The 17,196-nt window shown below is 69.9% G+C and carries 16 protein-coding genes; 8 read left to right on the top strand and 8 right to left on the bottom strand.

What is annotated here, in order from left to right; all coding sequences use genetic code 11:
- Positions 1-35 precede the first annotated feature (35 nt).
- Positions 36-1,220, bottom strand: a complete 1,185-nt coding sequence (locus tag ABZT93_RS25950; protein WP_356108777.1) for a phosphotransferase — start codon at positions 1,218-1,220, stop codon at positions 36-38.
- Between the two features lie 564 nt (positions 1,221-1,784).
- On the opposite strand from ABZT93_RS25950, the gene pdhA reads away from it, so the two are divergent.
- Genes pdhA through ABZT93_RS25935 form a run of 3 tightly spaced genes read left to right on the top strand, consistent with a single transcriptional unit; the run spans position 1,785 to position 5,360 of the window.
- Positions 1,785-2,933 (top strand): pyruvate dehydrogenase (acetyl-transferring) E1 component subunit alpha, encoded by a 1,149-nt coding sequence (gene pdhA, locus ABZT93_RS25945; RefSeq protein ID WP_356108774.1) that lies wholly within the window; start codon positions 1,785-1,787, stop codon positions 2,931-2,933.
- A 2-nt stretch (positions 2,934-2,935) separates the two neighbouring features.
- Positions 2,936-3,916: an alpha-ketoacid dehydrogenase subunit beta gene (locus ABZT93_RS25940; RefSeq protein WP_356108771.1), complete on the top strand. Its 981-nt coding sequence runs from the start codon at positions 2,936-2,938 to the stop codon at positions 3,914-3,916.
- 10 nt (positions 3,917-3,926) lie between these two features.
- Positions 3,927-5,360: a dihydrolipoamide acetyltransferase family protein gene (locus ABZT93_RS25935; RefSeq protein ID WP_356108768.1), complete on the top strand. Its 1,434-nt coding sequence runs from the start codon at positions 3,927-3,929 to the stop codon at positions 5,358-5,360.
- Positions 5,361-5,448: 88 nt separating this feature from the next.
- On the opposite strand, the gene ABZT93_RS25930 is transcribed toward ABZT93_RS25935, so the two are convergent.
- Positions 5,449-6,405: a Bro-N domain-containing protein gene (locus ABZT93_RS25930; protein WP_356108765.1), complete on the bottom strand. Its 957-nt coding sequence runs from the start codon at positions 6,403-6,405 to the stop codon at positions 5,449-5,451.
- 179 nt (positions 6,406-6,584) lie between these two features.
- Complete coding sequence (locus ABZT93_RS25925) at positions 6,585-7,421, bottom strand: D-alanyl-D-alanine carboxypeptidase (RefSeq protein ID WP_356108889.1); 837 nt, start codon at positions 7,419-7,421, stop codon at positions 6,585-6,587.
- 281 nt (positions 7,422-7,702) lie between these two features.
- On the opposite strand from ABZT93_RS25925, the gene ABZT93_RS25920 reads away from it, so the two are divergent.
- Both ABZT93_RS25920 and ABZT93_RS25915 read left to right on the top strand, forming a co-directional pair.
- Positions 7,703-8,365, top strand: coding sequence for a GntR family transcriptional regulator (locus ABZT93_RS25920; RefSeq protein WP_356108762.1), 663 nt, complete (start codon positions 7,703-7,705; stop codon positions 8,363-8,365).
- Positions 8,362-9,657: an MFS transporter gene (locus ABZT93_RS25915; RefSeq protein WP_356108759.1), complete on the top strand. Its 1,296-nt coding sequence runs from the start codon at positions 8,362-8,364 to the stop codon at positions 9,655-9,657. The genes ABZT93_RS25920 and ABZT93_RS25915 overlap by 4 nt, the downstream gene beginning before the upstream one ends.
- Before the next feature lie 85 nt (positions 9,658-9,742).
- Here the strand turns inward: ABZT93_RS25915 and ABZT93_RS25910 are convergent, their stop codons facing one another.
- Entirely contained in the window at positions 9,743-10,567 is an 825-nt protein-coding gene (locus ABZT93_RS25910) for a maleylpyruvate isomerase family mycothiol-dependent enzyme (protein WP_356108756.1), read from the bottom strand.
- Between the two features lie 182 nt (positions 10,568-10,749).
- On the opposite strand from ABZT93_RS25910, the gene ABZT93_RS25905 reads away from it, so the two are divergent.
- A complete protein-coding gene (locus ABZT93_RS25905) occupies positions 10,750-11,523 on the top strand; it encodes a carbon-nitrogen family hydrolase (RefSeq protein ID WP_356108753.1) in 774 nt (257 codons plus the stop codon).
- 67 nt (positions 11,524-11,590) lie between these two features.
- Here ABZT93_RS25905 and ABZT93_RS25900 read toward each other — a convergent pair whose 3' ends face one another.
- Both ABZT93_RS25900 and ABZT93_RS25895 read right to left on the bottom strand, forming a co-directional pair.
- Entirely contained in the window at positions 11,591-12,088 is a 498-nt protein-coding gene (locus tag ABZT93_RS25900; RefSeq protein WP_356108751.1) for an LURP-one-related family protein, read from the bottom strand.
- A complete protein-coding gene (locus ABZT93_RS25895; protein ID WP_356108748.1) occupies positions 12,085-13,068 on the bottom strand; it encodes a helix-turn-helix domain-containing protein in 984 nt (327 codons plus the stop codon). The genes ABZT93_RS25900 and ABZT93_RS25895 overlap by 4 nt, the downstream gene beginning before the upstream one ends.
- A gap of 52 nt (positions 13,069-13,120) precedes the next feature.
- On the opposite strand from ABZT93_RS25895, the gene ABZT93_RS25890 reads away from it, so the two are divergent.
- Together ABZT93_RS25890 and ABZT93_RS25885 are read left to right on the top strand one after the other, a co-directional pair.
- Positions 13,121-13,513 carry a cupin domain-containing protein gene (locus tag ABZT93_RS25890; protein WP_356108745.1) on the top strand — a complete coding sequence of 131 codons (393 nt, stop codon included), beginning with the start codon at positions 13,121-13,123 and terminating at the stop codon, positions 13,511-13,513.
- A gap of 29 nt (positions 13,514-13,542) precedes the next feature.
- Positions 13,543-15,396: an NHL domain-containing thioredoxin family protein gene (locus ABZT93_RS25885; RefSeq protein ID WP_356108743.1), complete on the top strand. Its 1,854-nt coding sequence runs from the start codon at positions 13,543-13,545 to the stop codon at positions 15,394-15,396.
- A 128-nt stretch (positions 15,397-15,524) separates the two neighbouring features.
- On the opposite strand, the gene ABZT93_RS25880 is transcribed toward ABZT93_RS25885, so the two are convergent.
- Both ABZT93_RS25880 and ABZT93_RS25875 read right to left on the bottom strand, forming a co-directional pair.
- Entirely contained in the window at positions 15,525-15,767 is a 243-nt protein-coding gene (locus ABZT93_RS25880) for a DUF6458 family protein (RefSeq protein ID WP_355750145.1), read from the bottom strand.
- Between the two features lie 68 nt (positions 15,768-15,835).
- Positions 15,836-17,131, bottom strand: coding sequence for a M18 family aminopeptidase (locus ABZT93_RS25875; protein ID WP_356108740.1), 1,296 nt, complete (start codon positions 17,129-17,131; stop codon positions 15,836-15,838).
- Positions 17,132-17,196: the final 65 nt, after the last annotated feature.

Genomic DNA, 17,196 nt, shown 5'->3' with positions numbered 1-17,196 from the left:
GGCGCCACGCGCGCGTGGCGTTTCCGGGCCCCGCGTCAGCCCACGAACGCGTCGCACACCGCGTCGTACTCCCGCGTCCACCACACCACCAGCGCCGAGGCCGCCGGGAACTGCGGGTCAGCGCGGGTGTCGCCGCGCTCGTAGTGCCAGCGCAGCATCCAGAAGTCGTTGAGACGCTCCCACCACACGCGGTGCACGGCCGCCGCGAGTTCCGAGGGCGTGGCTCCCGCCGTACGCCGGTACGCGCGCGCGTAGGACCGCACCTTCGGCAGGTCGAGTGTCCCCGCGGGCCGTACGAAGAAGATCGCGGCGGCGCGTACGGCCTCCTCGGCGCGGGGCTTCACACCGAGTCGGTCCCAGTCGACGATCGCGGCGGGGGCGTCGCCCCGGTAGAGCAGGTTGAAGGGGTGGAAGTCCCCGTGCACCCAGCCCACCGGTCCGCCGTGCGGAGGCTTCCGTCCCGCGTGCTGTTCGAGCAGGGCGCGCCGCTCCAGAAGCCGGTGCCGGGCCAGCTCGTCGAAGGAGTCGGCGGGCCGGTGCCGGCGCACGCGCGCGAGGAGGTCGTCGATGAGGGCGAAGGTGCCGGCGGGGTCGGCACCGGCGTCGACGGGGTCCGCGGTCCCGGCGTTCTGGTCGGTCGAGTGACCGGCGTGCGGCCTTTCCGTACGGATGCCGCCGGCCCGCGCGAGGGCCTGGTGCGTGGATGCGGTGCGTCCGTCCGGTGTGTGCGGCTCGGTGTCCGGGGCGCCTCCGTCGGCTCGTGCGCCCCCGCCTGCCCGCGCACCCTTTTCGCTCCGCTCGCACCCCTGCACCGGCATCACCCGCTCCAGGCTCGCGTGCACCACGCCAAGCAGCGCCCCGAGTCGGCCGCACTGTTCGGCGGTGAGCTGGGCGCCGTGGCGGTGGCGGCCTTCGATCCAGGGGTGGAGGGCGTAGGCGTGGCCGCCGACGACAGCGACCGTGCGGCCGTCGTGGGCGGACAGGGGCGGGGCGACCGGGACGCCGAGGGCGGCAAGGCGCTGGGTGGCGCGGTGCTGGCGGGCGATCGCCTCGGGGGCGGCCGTCTCGGGGTCGAAGTGGTGCTTGAGGAAGTAGCGGCCGCGGGTCGTGCGGAGCCGGTAGCCGCGGTTGAGGAGGCCTTGGTCGACGGGATCGCAGGCGAGGGCGGATCCGGCTGAGTACTGGCGGAGGAGGGCGCCCAGCGGGGGCGCGTGAGGCATGAGGGGTGGTACGGGAGAGCGCGGCACGCGCCAGATGCTAGGGCACGGGCCAGGGCTGTGAGCTGGGCATTGTCACAGTCAGTCACAGATCGACACAGTGGGTCGCGCCCGGTCTCCTTCGGTCATGGACCTCGTCCCGCGAGCGGATCCCCGGCCCGCCTCGCCGGCCACCTCGACGCCACGCCGGACGATCTCGAGGACGTCGAGGAGAAATACCCTGATTTCTCCTTCTGGGTACGGTCGGAAAGTCAAACACGGAAAGTCTTCCGGTGGCCTGGGTGGACGGGATAACGTGCCGTTGCTCCGGCCTCCTGCAAGGCTGTGACCAGCATCCCTTCGGCCCTTTTCCGATTTACTTGGAAATCCAAGCAAAATCGCAGGTCAAATGGGGTTTCACAGAAATGTGGAGCACTGGGTAACGTGATTCTTGCAGGGCGCTCGCCGGGGCACCTGTCACGCCTGTTCCGGCCGAGTGGCACCCACCCCGTGCACGGGGGTCGGAAACAGGTGAGCCGCACTGGTACACCCGGCAACCCCGGGGGCCGGACCGACGGAGGAGCACACGTGACCGTGGAGAGCACTGCCGCGCGCAAGCCGCGACGCAGCGCCGGGACGAGGAAGTCCCCGAGCACCAAGCCCGAACTGGTTCAGCTGCTGACGCCCGAGGGCAAGCGCGTCAAGAACGCCGAGTACGACAAGTACGTCGCAGACATCACCGCCGAAGAGCTCCGCGGCCTCTACCGCGACATGGTGCTCACCCGCCGCTTCGACGCCGAGGCCACCTCCCTCCAGCGCCAGGGCGAGCTGGGCCTGTGGGCCTCGCTGCTCGGCCAGGAGGCCGCCCAGATCGGTTCCGGGCGGGCGCTGCGCGACGACGACTACGTCTTCCCGACCTACCGCGAACACGGCGTGGCCTGGTGCCGCGGGGTCGACCCGACCAACCTGCTCGGCATGTTCCGCGGTGTGAACAACGGCGGCTGGGACCCGAACGGCAACAACTTCCACCTCTACACGATCGTCATCGGCTCCCAGACGCTGCACGCCACGGGCTATGCGATGGGCATCGCCAAGGACGGCGCCGACTCCGCGGTCATCGCCTACTTCGGCGACGGTGCCTCCAGTCAGGGCGACGTAGCCGAATCGTTCACCTTCTCCGCGGTCTACAACGCCCCGGTCGTGTTCTTCTGCCAGAACAACCAGTGGGCCATCTCCGAGCCGACCGAGAGGCAGACCCGCGTACCGCTCTACCAGCGCGCGCAGGGCTTCGGCTTCCCCGGCGTACGGGTCGACGGCAACGACGTGCTCGCGTCGCTGGCGGTCACCAAGTGGGCGCTGGAGCGGGCCCGCGCGGGTGAGGGGCCGACGCTCGTCGAGGCGTACACCTACCGGATGGGCGCCCACACCACCTCCGACGACCCGAGCAAGTACCGGGCCGACGAGGAGCGCGAGGCGTGGGAGGCGAAGGACCCGATCCTGCGCCTTCGCCGGTACCTGGAGGCCTCAAACCACGCGGACGAGGGATTCTTCGCGGAACTGGAGACCGAGTCCGAGGCGTTGGGCAGGCGAGTGCGTGAGGCGGTCCGTGCGATGCCGGACCCGGACCGTTTCGCGATGTTCGAGCACGCGTATGCGGACGGGCATGCGCTGGTCGACGAGGAGCGGGCCGGTTTCGCCGCCTACCAGGCGTCGTTCGCGGATGGGGAAGGGGCCTGATCATGGCAGCGGAAACGATGGCACTGGCCAAGGCGATCAACGAATCGCTCCGGCGCGCCCTGGACACCGACCCCAAGGTCCTCGTCATGGGCGAGGACGTCGGCAAGCTCGGCGGCGTCTTCCGCGTCACCGACGGCCTGCAGAAGGACTTCGGCGAGGACCGGGTCATCGACACCCCCCTCGCCGAGTCGGGCATCGTCGGCACCGCGATCGGTCTGGCCCTGCGCGGCTACCGGCCGGTGGTGGAGATCCAGTTCGACGGGTTCGTGTTCCCGGCCTACGACCAGATCGTCACCCAGCTCGCGAAGATGCACGCGCGGTCGCTGGGCAAGGTCAAGATGCCCGTGGTCGTCCGCATCCCCTACGGCGGTGGCATCGGCGCGGTCGAGCACCACAGCGAGTCCCCCGAGGCGCTGTTCGCGCACGTGGCGGGCCTGAAGGTGGTCTCCCCGTCCAACGCCTCGGACGCGTACTGGATGATGCAGCAGGCCATCCAGAGCGACGACCCGGTGATCTTCTTCGAGCCCAAGCGGCGCTACTGGGACAAGGGCGAGGTCAACACCGAAGCCATCCCCGGTCCCCTGCACAAGGCGCAGACGGTCCGCGAGGGCAGTGATCTGACGCTCGTCGCCTACGGCCCGATGGTCAAGCTCTGCAAGGAGGTCGCCGACGCGGCCGCCGAGGAGGGCAAGTCGCTGGAGGTGCTGGACCTGCGCTCGGTCTCGCCGCTGGACTTCGACGCGATCCAGGCCTCGGTGGAGAAGACACGGCGCCTGGTGGTGGTGCACGAGGCGCCGGTGTTCTTCGGCTCCGGCGCGGAGATCGCCGCCCGGATCACCGAGCGGTGTTTCTACCACCTGGAGGCGCCGGTGCTGCGGGTGGGCGGCTACCACGCCCCCTATCCGCCGGCCCGCCTGGAGGAGGAGTACCTGCCGAGCCTGGACCGGGTGCTTGATGCCGTCGACCGCGCTCTGGCGTACTGAGGAGAGGGCCGTGACGACGATGACGGATACGTCCGTACGCGAGTTCAAGATGCCGGACGTGGGCGAGGGCCTGACCGAGGCGGAGATCCTCAAGTGGTATGTCCAGCCCGGCGACACGGTCACCGACGGGCAGGTGGTGTGTGAGGTGGAGACGGCCAAGGCGGCCGTCGAACTGCCCATCCCCTACGACGGCGTGGTACGCGACCTGCACTTCCCCGAGGGCACCACGGTCGACGTCGGCACCTCGATCATCGCGATCGACGTGGCGGGCGGGGCACCCGAGGCTGCGCCGACGCCGGCCGAGACACCGGAGGCCCCCGCGGCCGACGTGACCGACACCGCTCCCGAGGACAAGCCGCAGGCCCGCCAGCCGGTCCTGGTCGGTTACGGCGTGGCCGCCTCCTCGACCAAGCGCCGCCCTCGCAAGGGCCCCGAACTGCCGCTCCAGCAGGCCTCGGTGGCCATCCAGACCGAGCTCAACGGCCACGGCCCGGCCTCCACGAGCCCGGCGCCCACCGCTGCCCCGCAGTCCCGCCCGCTGGCCAAGCCCCCGGTACGCAAACTGGCCAAGGACCTGGGCGTCGACCTCACCACGGTGATCCCCTCCGGCCCGGACGGCATCATCACCCGCGAGGACGTCCACGCGGCGGCCACCCCGGCCGAGGCGCCGGTGCCGGTCACCCAGGCCCCGGTGGCCCAGGCCCCGGCGGTCCCGGCGGCACCCGCCGCGTCCTACGACACGGCCCGTGAGACCCGTGTCCCGGTCAAGGGCGTCCGCAAGGCCACCGCCGCGGCGATGGTCGGTTCGGCGTTCACCGCCCCGCACGTCACCGAGTTCGTGACGGTCGACGTGACCCGCACCCTGAAGCTCGTCGAGGAGCTCAAGCAGGACAAGGACTTCGCGGGGCTGCGGGTCAACCCCCTGCTGCTGATCGCCAAGGCCCTCCTGGTCGCGATCAAGCGCAACCCGGACATCAACGCCTCCTGGGACGAGGCGAACCAGGAGATCGTCCTCAAGCACTACGTCAACCTGGGCATCGCGGCGGCCACTCCGCGCGGCCTGATCGTCCCGAACATCAAGGACGCCGAAGCGAAGACGCTCCCGCAACTGGCCGAGGCACTGGGCGAGCTCGTGGCCACGGCCAAGGACGGACGCACCTCGCCGGCCGCGATGCAGGGCGGCACGGTGACCATCACCAACGTCGGCGTCTTCGGCGTCGACACCGGCACCCCCATCCTGCCGCCCGGCGAGTCCGCGATCCTCGCCGTCGGCGCGATCAAGCTCCAGCCGTGGGTCCACAAGGGCAAGGTCAAGCCCCGCCAGGTCACCACCCTGGCCCTCAGCTTCGACCACCGCCTGATCGACGGGGAGTTGGGGTCCAAGGTCCTCGCCGACGTGGCCGCGATCCTGGAACAGCCGAAGAAACTCATCACCTGGGCGTGACCTGCGCGCAGCGGGTAAGTTGTCCAACACTGAAGGGACGGCCGCAAGTTTGGTTTGCGGCCGCCCCTTCAGTCATTCACGGGGTCGGTCAGGACCGGTTGAGCACGTACACCGGAGCCCCGTCCTCCGAGGCGCCCTGCGACCGGATGCAGGCGTGCTTGCGCAGCAGCCGCAGACATTCGTTGACGCGGTGCACGGACAGTCCGGTCCGGGCCGCGATCGATTCGAGCGGCCGCCGCAGCTCACCCTCCTCGACGAGAACCGGCGCGATGACCACGGCCACGGTCCAGACGTCCTCCGTCACGGACAACCGACGGCGCCAGTCCGCCAGAACGGACTCCGTCGTCGGTGGAGTCGACAAGTCGGGGCTGGGCGCGGGGCGTTCGAGGACCAGGGAGTCGAGCCGGTCCGCGATGCGTTCCATGGCCAGAGCCATGGTCTGCTGGGCGGTGAGGGCGGCACGCTGCGTTTCCAGGATCTCCTCCTGCAGCGCGATCAACCTGTGCTGGGAGACCGCGAGCTGTTCGTCCGCCTGGAGGTTGCGTTCCTCAAGCCGGACGATGGCCTCGGCGACCTGCTCAGGCATGGCGTAGGCGATGGGTGCGCCCGGTTCGGAGGGCTGTACCTCGGCCTCTTCGAGAGTGTAGGAACCCTCTCGCTGGACAGTCTCGATCACCTCGGCGGCCCACTGCTTGAAAGGAGCACAGGAGGGCTTGGTACAGGCGTTGACGAGCAGGATCAGACCTTGGAGAGAGATGACATTCAGGTCTCGTCGCCACTCTCTACCTGCGGGAACGCTGAGACCGTAACCTCCAGTTAGGGTCTCAAGAATGTCTCGGTGGTCTTCCGGGACGTGGTCGGAGAGTGCCTTCTGCGTATTGGTGTGCCCCAGCTGCTTGCACACGTCCACCGCCGGAAACCAGTGGTTTCCGTCCGGCATGGTGAGTCGTCGAATCCGGTGTCCGGTCGCCGCGTAGACGAAGTCACCGACGTCGATCGCCTCATGCCTCTTGCCCGCCTCGGGCCGCTTGCTGGGTTCGTTCATGTGAACCACCTCCGCAGCGGAACCTAGGGCTGAGGAGGTCGGATATGCCAACTGACGTAACGATATTCACCAATGCGAAGTAAAAACCCAGATTTCGCTTGCGTCCGACGCCTGGCACTCCGGCATGGCGAAGGGGCCTGCCGTTGACGCAACGGCAGGCCCCTTGTGGAGTGTCGATGTCAGCCGACCGTCGCGAAGCCGTAGTTGAGGAGCTTCTTCGCGTCCGTCTCGCGCTGGGCGATCGAGGTGGAGGCGAGGACCGTGCCGATGATGGTCTTGCCGTTGCGGGTGGCGGCGAAGACGAGGCAGTACTTGGCCTCGGGCCCCGAGCCGGTCTTCACGCCGATGGTGCCGCTGTAGCTGCTGAGCAGACCGTTGGTGTTGGTCCAGGTCGCCATCGTGCGGGTGGAGCCCGTCTTGGTGATGGTCTTCGCCGTGTACTTCTTCGTCTTCACGACCGCGCGGAAGGTGGAGCTCTTCATCGCGCTGCTGGCGATCTTCGTCAGGTCGCGCGGCGTCGAGTAGTTGTTGCCGTTGCCGATGCCGTCGAACGAGTCGAAGTGCGTGTTCCGCAGACCAAGTGCCGTGGCGGCACTGTTCATCTTGCCGATGAACGACTTCACGCGCGCGGCCCGCGTCGAGCCGGTGCCGTACGTGTCGGCGAGCGCGTACGCGGCGTCGCAGCCCGACGGCAGCATCAGGCCGTACAGCAGCTGACGGACGGTGACCTTGTCGCCGACGATGAGGTGCGCCTGAGAGGCGTTGTTCGCGACGACATAGTCGCTGTACGCCTTCTGGATCGTGACCTTCTTGTCCAGATTCAGGTTCGACTGCGCGAGCACGACCTTCGCGGTCATGATCTTGGTGGTGGAGCCCGTCGAACGCTTGGTGTCCGCCGCCTTGGTGAACAGCGTCTTCGCGGTCGAGTTGTTCATGACGTAGCCGCCCTTGGCCACGATCGAGGGCGCCGTGGCGGCCTGCGCCGGCGCGGCGGCCAGGGCGCCGGTCGCGAGCATGGCGCCCGCGGTGACGGTGACCGCGGTGGCTCTGCGGAAGCGGCTGCCCTTGGTACCTGTGATGGCGGTAATCAACTGAAAATACCCCGATTGCGTTGAATGCCCCTGAGGTGCGGCCGAGTTGAGGGGAAGAAAGGGGGCCGCACGCATGAGACACGTATGTAGCACGAATGGTTGTGGGGTGAAGCGGCCAGGGTTGACTTCTGTGACCTCGTTGGTACATGAGGGTCCGCATACTGGACAGATACTCCACGCGCACGTGTTGTATCTATGCTGTCGGCATGACCAATCAGGGGACGTTGACCGTGAAACAGCCCCCCGCCGCCGATCGCGTCTACGCCCACGTCAAGCAGGGTGTCCTGGACCGCCGTTACGAGGGCGGGACGCTGCTCACCGAGGGCGAGCTCGGGGAGGCCGTCGGAGTATCTCGTACGCCCGTGCGAGAGGCGCTGCTGCGTCTCGAGGTCGAGGGGCTGATCAAGCTTTACCCGAAAAAGGGAGCGCTGGTCCTGCCCGTCTCCGCACAGGAGATCGCCGACGTCGTCGAGACCCGTCAGCTCGTCGAGGGGCACGCCGCCCGCAAGGCCGTACCCGCGTCCCCACAGCTCATCGGGCGCCTGGAGGAACTGCTCGACCGGCAGAAGGAGCAGGCCGCCGCCGGGGATCTGGCCGGCGCCGCCGTCACCGACCGCTGCTTCCACGCCGAGATCGTCCGCAGCGGTGGCAACGAGATCCTCAGCCGGCTCTACGACCAGCTCCGCGACCGTCAGCTCAGGATGGGCGTCGCCGTCATGCACGCCCACCCGGACCGCATCACCAAGACGCTCACCGAGCACGAGCAGATCCTCGACGCACTGCGCTCCGGCGACGCGGAGGCGGTCGTAGATCTGATCCACGGGCATGTCGAGTGGTTCTCCCACCTCGCCCGAGGTGAGGTCCGATGAGCCACACCAGGCTCCCCGGCGACCCACCGGGCGGCCGGCGCGCGATGGCCGTGTGGGGCATCGGCGTCTCCGTCTACTTCGTCGCGGTCATCTTCCGTACCTCCCTCGGCGTCGCCGGCCTCGACGCCGCCGACCGCTTCCATGTCAACGCCTCGGCCCTGTCGACCTTCTCGATCCTCCAGCTCCTCGTCTACGCCGGCATGCAGATACCCGTCGGCCTGCTCGTCGACCGGCTCGGCACCAAGAAGGTCCTGACGCTCGGCGTGGTGCTCTTCACGGCGGGACAGCTCGGCTTCGCGTTCTCACCGTCGTACGGCACTGCCCTCGCCTCGCGCGCCCTGCTCGGCTGCGGCGACGCGATGACCTTCATCAGCGTGCTGCGCCTGGGCAGCCGCTGGTTCCCGGCCCGGCGCGGACCGCTGGTCGCACAGCTCGCCGGACTCGCCGGCATGGCGGGCAACCTCGTCTCCACGCTGGTCCTCGCCCGGCTGCTGCACGGCGTCGGCTGGACACCCGCGTTCGCGGGCAGCTCGCTGGCCGGGGTCGTCGTACTGGTCCTGCTGCTGGTCTTCCTCAAGGACCACCCCGAGGGGCACGAACCGGAACCCTTCCCGCACCAGGGGGCGGCCTACGTACGGCGGCAGATCGCCGCGTCCTGGCGGGAGCCCGGCACCCGGCTCGGGCTGTGGGTGCACTTCACCACCCAGTTCCCGGCGATGGTGTTCCTGCTGCTGTGGGGGCTGCCGTTCCTGGTCGAGGCGCAGGGCCTGTCCCGGACGGTGGCGGGCGAACTGCTCACGCTCGTCGTGCTGTCCAACATGGCCGTCGGTCTGGTCTACGGCCAGGTCGTCGCCCGGCACCACGGGGCGCGGCTGCCGCTCGCCCTCGGAACCGTGGGGGCGACGGCGCTGCTGTGGGCGGCCACGCTGGCCTACCCCGGCGAGCGCGTGCCGATGTGGCTGCTGATCGTGCTGTGTGTGGTGCTCGGCTCGTGCGGGCCGGCGTCGATGCTCGGCTTCGACTTCGCGCGGCCGGCGAACCCGCCGGAGCGGCAGGGGACCGCGTCCGGGATCACCAACATGGGCGGGTTCGTCGCGTCGATGACCACCCTGTTCGCCGTCGGTGTGCTCCTGGACGCGACCGACGACAACTACACCGTCGCCTTCTCCTCCGTCTTCGTGCTCCAGGCGCTCGGCGTCAGCCAGATCCTGCGGCTGCGCGGGCGGGCGGCCCGGCGGGAGCGGGAGCGCCTGGTGGCGAGCCGGGTGGAGACGGTCCACGTGCCCGCCTGAGCGGACGTCAGCCGAACGGACGTCAGCTGACCGGACGTCGGCGCACCGGGCCCGCCACACCCGCCGGGACGGGCTTCGGTACCCGCTACCGCGTCACCGTGAAGTTCCTCAGGATCGCCGACGTCAGTTCCGGGTCGCCCTCCGCCTTCACCCGGTCCGTCACCGCCTCCAGGGACACACGACCGCAGGCCAGGCGGACGTAGGTCTCCCAGTCGAGACTGAGGGAGGCGGCCGGACCGAGGGCGGGGGCGGTCTCCAGGGTGCCGCGGCCCTGGATGTCGACGCGGATGGTGCGAAGGAACTCGATGGGGCCGTGGACGTCGAAGACGATCGCCGAGCTGCGCGGGGCGTCGGCCTTGACGGCCACTATGTCGGGGAGCGCGGCGAGGAGGACGTCACGGGCGATGTGCGCGCCGGGCGAGTCGAGGTTGCCGGGCCGGCCGAGGGCGGTCCGCAGGTCCTGCTCGTGCACCCAGACGTCGAAGGCGTGCTGGCGCATGGACTCCGCGAGGGTCAGTTCGGTGCCCAGCGGGCCGCGCACCTTCGTGCCGGGGTCGCGGGAGTCGTTCCGCAGCTGGCGGTTGCGGCGGATGATGACGTACTCCAGCTCGGAGGTCATCTCCGGGGCCGTGTGGTGGCGGCGGACGTCGACCTGCATCTCCATGTACCGCTGGTGGTCGTTGGTGACGTGGAAGAGGTCGCGGGGGAGGGTGTGGATCGGGCGCGGGTCGCCCAGCATCTCGCAGTCCAGGCCGATCACATGGGACACCACATCCCTCACGGACCAGCCGGGGCAGGGGGTGCGGCGGTTCCACTCTCCCTCCACGAGGGGGTTCACCAGCTCGGATATCGCTTCGATGGAGTGGGTCCAGGCGTCGGCGTAGGGCTGGAGGGTGGGATGCAGACTCACGGAACGGGACCCCTCGGCGGTCGGAGCACGGGCTGGTGATGGCGTCGTTGCCAGTGGAGGCGGTGGCTGTCGGCGGGTGTCTTGGAACGCTAAGTTACGCTGCTGTGAGGCACCCCGGCAGTGCTTTCGTGTGACGATCGTAGGCCCGTGATGGACGGCTCGAATGCCAGGACGGTGGTAGTGTGCGCGCCTCTCTGATCCAGATCGCCGTGGATGAGGACGAATCGGTCGAATCGCGTCGGCGTCGCATGGCGTCACTGGTACGGGAACAGGCCGAAGCCGACCTCGTCGTGCTGCCGGAGCTGTGGACCACCGGGGCGTTCGCCTTCGAGGAGTTCGCCGGCGCGGCCGAGCCCCTGGAAGGACCGACCCACGAGGTCATGGCGAAGGCCGCGAGCGACGCGGGCGTGTGGCTGCACGCGGGCTCGATCCCCGAGCGGGTCCAGGACGGCACCCTCTACAACACCTCCCTCCTCTTCTCACCCACCGGTGAACTCGCCGCCTCCTACCGCAAGATCCACCGCTTCGGCTTCGACAAGGGCGAGGCCGTCCTGATGGGCCGGGGCGAGGACCTGGTGACGGTCCGTCTGCCCGAGACGACCCTCGGCGTCGCCACCTGTTACGACCTCCGCTTCCCCGAACTCTTCCGCGGTCTCGTGGACGCGGGCGCCGAGACCCTGGTGATCCCGGCGGGCTGGCCGGAACGCCGCCGCGATCACTGGACGCTGCTGGCCCGGGCGCGGGCGGTCGAGAACCAGGCGTTCGTGCTCGCTTGTGGAACGGCCGGGACGCACGCACGAGTTCCGCAGGCCGGTCACTCGATCGTGGTGGATCCGTGGGGCCAGGTCCTCGCGGAGGCGGGCGCCGACGAGGAGGTCCTCACGGTGGAGTTCGACCCCGGGAAGGTGGCCGTGACCAGGGAGCAGTTCCCGGCCCTGAAGGACCGGGTGCTCTGACGGCCCGACCGAACCGGGTGCTCCGATCCCCCGGTCGGACCGGGTGCTCCGATTCTCCCTCGCCGCGTCAGTCGTCCCCCCGCTCCTTCTCCGCGAGGTGGATCACGCACACCGCCACCGCGATGAGCAGCGCCGGATCCGCGTCGTCCCGGACGATGTCGACGCCGTAGGTCTCGCGGACGTGCAGCCAGCGCCGCGAGACCACCGCGAGCAGCTCACCGTCGTACTCGACGGCGAACTCCCGGTCGAGGATCTTGCCGCTGACGTCGAGTTCGGTGCTGCCGTCGGCGAGGGCCACCCGGTAGTGGTTGCGCAGCAGCGACAGGCGCTTCCGCTTGATCGTCGCCAGCGGCTCGCCGTCCCGCTCGATCACCATGGTGTCGCGCAGGGCGAACATCTTCTGGTGGATGTCGATCAGGACCCGCCCATGGGTGTCCTTCAGCTCGAAGGTGTCCCGGACCCGCATGGCCTTGCCGTCGACGAGGAAGACCTTGTTGCCCCGGTCGTCCTCGATCCAATAGTCGTCACCGATGCCGAGGAGCCGGTCGCGTACGAGGAATCTCATGCTGTTACCGCTTCCCCGGCGCCGGTCCCGAAACGCCGTCGATAGGCCGACGGGCTGAGTCCCGTCTCGCGCCGCACCCGCGCGCGGAGGTTCGCGGCCGTCCCCAGACCGCTCCGCGCGGCCACCACGTCCAGCCGCTCCTCCCCGCGCTCGATGAGCCGGCACGCCAGCGCCACCCTCTCCCCCGTCAGCCAGGCCAGCGGAGTCGTACCGAGCTGCGCCTGGAAGCGGCGGTGCAGGGTCGCGGGGGAGACGGCGGCGCGGGCCGCCAGGTCGGCGACGGTCAGCGGTTCCCCCAGCCGTCCCTGCGCCCAGGCGAGCAGCGGGCCCAGCGACTCGTCCCGCACCTCGGGCACGGGCCGCTCCACGAACTGCCGCTGTCCGCCGTCGCGGTGGGCGGCGAAGACGAGCCTGCGGGAGACGTGGTTGGCGATCTCGGCACCGTGGTCCCGGCGGACGAGGTGCAGCCCCAGGTCGAGTGCCGAGGCACTGCCGGACGCCGTGAGGATGTCGCCGTCGTCGACGAACAGGACGTCGGGCTCCAACCGGACCTGCGGGAAGCGGGACCGGAACGAGTCGGTCCACATCCAGTGGCAGGCGGCCCGCCGCCCGTCCAGCAGCCCGGCCTCCGCCAGGGTGAACGCACCCGAGCAGAAGCCGACGAGCCGGGCGCCACGCGCGTGTGCCCGGCGTACCGCGTCCAGCACCCGGGGCGAGCGCGGGGTGTCGGTGTCGGGCCGGTTCGGCACGATCAGCGTGTCCGCCCCGTCCGCCGCCTCCAGACCGGCGACTCCGGTGAGCGTGAAGAAGCCGTCCCGCATACGGGTGTGCGGCTCGGCGGCGCACAGCGTGAAGTCGTACAGCTGACGCCCGAGTTCGGGTCGGCGCAGGCCGAAGACCTCGATGGCGCAGCTCATCTCGAACGGGTTCGAGTTCTCGTCCACGATCAGGACGACGCGGTGAGAGGATCCTTGCGGCATACGCGATTCCTAGCACTCGTACGTCGGCCGGGCCACCCCGCACGATGACGCCATGGCAACTGAACCCGTCTCCCTGCCCACCGCCCTCGCCTCCTTCACCGAGCAGTGGAGCCCCCGTATCGTCACCGCCGTCAACGACTACGACGTCCGCGTCACGCACGTCGAGGGGGAGCACCTCTGGCACGTCCACGACGACACCGACGAGTTCTTCCTGGTCCTCGACGGCGAACTGCACATCTCCCTGCGCGAGCCGGCCGGCGAACGCACGGTCGTCCTGCCGAAGCTGTCCGTCTTCACCGTCCCGCGAGGCGTCGAGCACAAGCCGTACGCCCCCGTCCCCACCGACATTCTCCTTCTCGAACCGACCGGCACCTCCACGGTCGGCGACCGCCACGACGAGGTCCCCGGTCATGTGGACGTGACGACGGGTCACGCGCTGAGGTGACTGTCGGTGCCGGGTGGCACCCTTGATCCATGAGCGATTCCGCACCCCGTCGCGTCCGTGTCCGCGCCCCCGAGCTGATCGGCAAGGGCGGCTGGCTGAACACGGGCGGGAAGCGGTACACCCTCGCCGACCTGCGAGGTCGCATCGTGATCCTCGACTTCTGGACCTTTTGCTGTGTGAACTGCCTGCATGTCCTCGACGAGCTGAGGGAGCTGGAGGAGAAGCACTCCGACACCGTCGTGGTGATCGGTGTGCACTCGCCGAAGTTCGTGCACGAGGCGGAGCACGCGGCGGTGGCGGACGCCGTGGAGCGGTACGGCGTCGGGCATCCCGTCCTCGACGACCCGGAGCTCGCGACCTGGAAGCAGTACGCGGTCCGCGCCTGGCCGACGCTTGTCGTCATCGACCCGGAGGGGTACGTCGTCGCGCAACATGCCGGTGAGGGGCATGTGCACGCGATCGACCGGCTGGTGACGGAGCTGGAGGCCGAGCACGGCGCGAAGGGCACCCTGCGGCGCGGCGACGGGCCGTATGTGGCGCCGGAGCCCGAGCCGACCACCCTGCGCTTCCCGGGCCGGGCACTCCCGCTGCCGTCCGGAAATCTCCTGGTCAGCGACACCACCCGGCACCAACTGGTGGAGTTCGCCGCGGACGGTGAGAGCGTCGTACGACGGATCGGATCCGGCGCGCGCGGGTTCGCCGACGGTACGGCGAAAACGGCCGGCTTCAATGAACCGCAGGGGCTCGCCCTCCTGGACGAGGGCTCCGTGGTCGTCGCCGACACCGTCAACCACGCCCTGCGCCGCCTCGACCTCGACACCGGCGAGGTCACCACCCTGGCCGGCACCGGACGCCAGTGGTGGCGGGGCTCCCCCACTACCGGCCCCGCGCGCGAGACCGACCTGTCCTCCCCGTGGGACGTGGCCGTGTGGCACGGCCTGGTGTGGATCGCGATGGCGGGCGTCCACCAGCTGTGGGCGTACGACCCGGGCGACGAGACCGTCGCGGCCGTGGCCGGAACCACCAACGAGGGTCTGGTCGACGGGCCCGGCGCCGAGGCCTGGTTCGCCCAGCCCTCCGGCCTCGCGGTGTCACCGGACGGCGAGCGCCTGTGGCTCGCCGACTCCGAGACCTCCGCCCTGCGCTGGGTCGACCTGGACGGAGCCGTCCACACCGCCGTCGGCACCGGCCTCTTCGACTTCGGGCACCGCGACGGCGCCGCCGAACAGGCGCTACTCCAGCACCCCTTGGGTGTCACCGCGCTGCCCGACGGCTCGGTCGCGGTCAGCGACACCTACAACCACGCCCTGCGCCGCTACGACCCGGCGACCGGCCAGGTCACCACCCTCGCCACGGATCTGCGCGAGCCGAGCGACGCGGTCCTGGTCGGCGAGGAGATCGTGGTCGTCGAGTCTGCCCGGCACCGGCTGACCCGGCTCAGGCTGCCCGAGGAGGCCGTACGCGTCGAGTCGAAGGCCCACCGCACGCAGCGCGCGGCCACCGAAGTCGCTCCGGGCACACTCCGGTTGGACGTGGTCTTCCAGGCCCCGGCGGGCCGGAAGCTGGACACCCGATACGGCCCCTCGACCCGCCTGCTCGTGTCCTCCACCCCGCCCGAGCTGCTGAAAGACGGCGAGGGTGCGGGAACAGACCTGTCCCGCACCCTCGAACTGAACCCCGCGATCGAGCAGGGCGTCCTGCACATCTCGGCCATGGCCGCGTCCTGCGACACGGCATCCGACAGCGGCTCCGCCGCGGGTCTCGCGAACGAGTACCCGGCCTGTCACCTCCACCAGCAGGACTGGGGGGTTCCGGTCCGCCTGACCCGGACGGGAACGGACCGGCTTGCGCTGATCCTCGCCGGGACGGACGAGGACTCGTAGGTCCTACCGCCTGCGCGGAACCAGCTTGAACAGCGCGACTCCCGCCGCTACCAACGTCGTGGCCGCCACCACCATCGCCATGCTGTTCGGCCACAGCCCTGTCCGGCCGTCGTGACGCTCGATGTTTCTTACACGCCGTATCCGTCGGAGTATCCGTCCCGGCGCCGTTCCTCGACGACCGTCTGCGTGGTGGGCGGTACCACCACGCGCCGCCGCCGGGCGATGCTGCTGAACGTCGTCACGCCGATCAGTCCCACGATCATCAGGATCACACCGACCAGGTCGAGGTTGACCCCCTGCATGTGCCAGTCGGTGGCGAACGTGAGGATTGCTCCCACGGCGATGAGGATGATGCACCCGCCGAGGCCCATGAGTGTCGCCTCCCTGTCCGGTCCGGTAGTTCCGGCCCGGACATCCGGGTACCCCCACTTTCCCCGAACTACCCCTCCAGGAACGCCACCAGAGCGTTCGCCAGCAGATGCGGGTCGTCCGCGCCGCACAACTCCCGCACGCTGTGCATCGACAGGATCGCCACCCCGATGTCGACGGTCTTGATGCCGTGCCGGGCCGCGGTGATCGGGCCGATCGTCGTGCCGCAGGGCATGGAGTTGTTGGAGACGAAGGACTGGAAGGGCACGTCGGCCCGCTCGCAGGCGGCCGCCCACACGGCACGGCCCGAACCGTCCGTGGCGTAGCGGTTGTTGACGTTGACCTTGAGGATCGGGCCGCCGTTGACGCGCGGGTGGTGCGTCGGGTCGTGCCGCTCCGCGTAGTTGGGGTGCACGGCGTGCCCGGTGTCGGAGGACAGACAGACCGTCCCCGCGAAGGCCCGCGCCCGGTCCTCGTACGCCCCGCCCCGCGCGAACACCGAGCGCTCCAGGACCTGGCCGAGCAGCGGCCCGTCGGCGCCGGTGTCCGACTGCGAACCGTTCTCCTCGTGGTCGAAGGCGGCGAGGACGGGGATGTACGGCAGCCGGGGAGCGCCGGACACCGCGGTCAGGGCGGCCACCGCCGCGTGCACGGACAGCAGGTTGTCCATCCGGGGACCGGCCACCAGCTCCTTGTCCCGGCCCAGGTAGGCGGGCGCCTCCACGGAGTGCGTCATCAGGTCCCAGCCGGTCACCTCACCCGCGCCGAGCTCCAGTTCCTCCTCCAGGAAGGCGATCAGGTCGCCGTCGCGCACGTCGTGGCCGAGGCCCCAGACGGGCTGGAGGTGCCGCTGCTTGTCGAGCTTGAGACCGTCCGACGACACCGCGCGGTCCAGGTGGATGGCCAGCTGCGGCACCCTCAGCAGCGGCCGGTCCACGTTCACCAGCCGCGTCGAGCCGTCCCGCAGCGTCAGCCGGCCGGCCAGCCCCAGGTCCCGGTCCAGCCAGGAGTTCATCAGGGGACCGCCGTAGATCTCCACGGCGACCTGGCGCCAGCCGTGCGCCCCGGTGTCCGGCAGCGGCTTGACCCGCAGGTTCGGGGAGTCGGTGTGCGCGCCGACGATGCGGTACGGCGTGTGGGGCGCCGCGTCCTCGGGGACGTACCAGGCGATGATCGCACCGCCGCGCAGCACGTACTTGCCGCCGCTCGATCCGTCCCAGGCGTCCGTCTCCGAGACCTGGCGGAAGCCTGCCTTCTCCAGCCGCTCGGCGGCGTTCGCCACCGCGTGGTACGGCGTGGGGCTCGCCGCCAGGAAGGTCATGAGGTCGTCGGTGTGGCCGCGGTCGAAGCGGTGGGGTGCGCTCATGGGGTTCACCTTAACGACGTACGAGGGCCCGCTCCCGGCGATGGAAGCGGGCCCTCGTGAGGACT

Source organism: Streptomyces sp. NPDC005303 (genome assembly GCF_040607335.1).
In the GTDB taxonomy this organism is placed as follows: Bacteria; Actinomycetota; Actinomycetes; order Streptomycetales; family Streptomycetaceae; genus Streptomyces.
The sequence above is the reverse complement of the archived record's forward strand: the minus strand, read 5'-3'. Positions and strand labels throughout refer to the sequence as shown.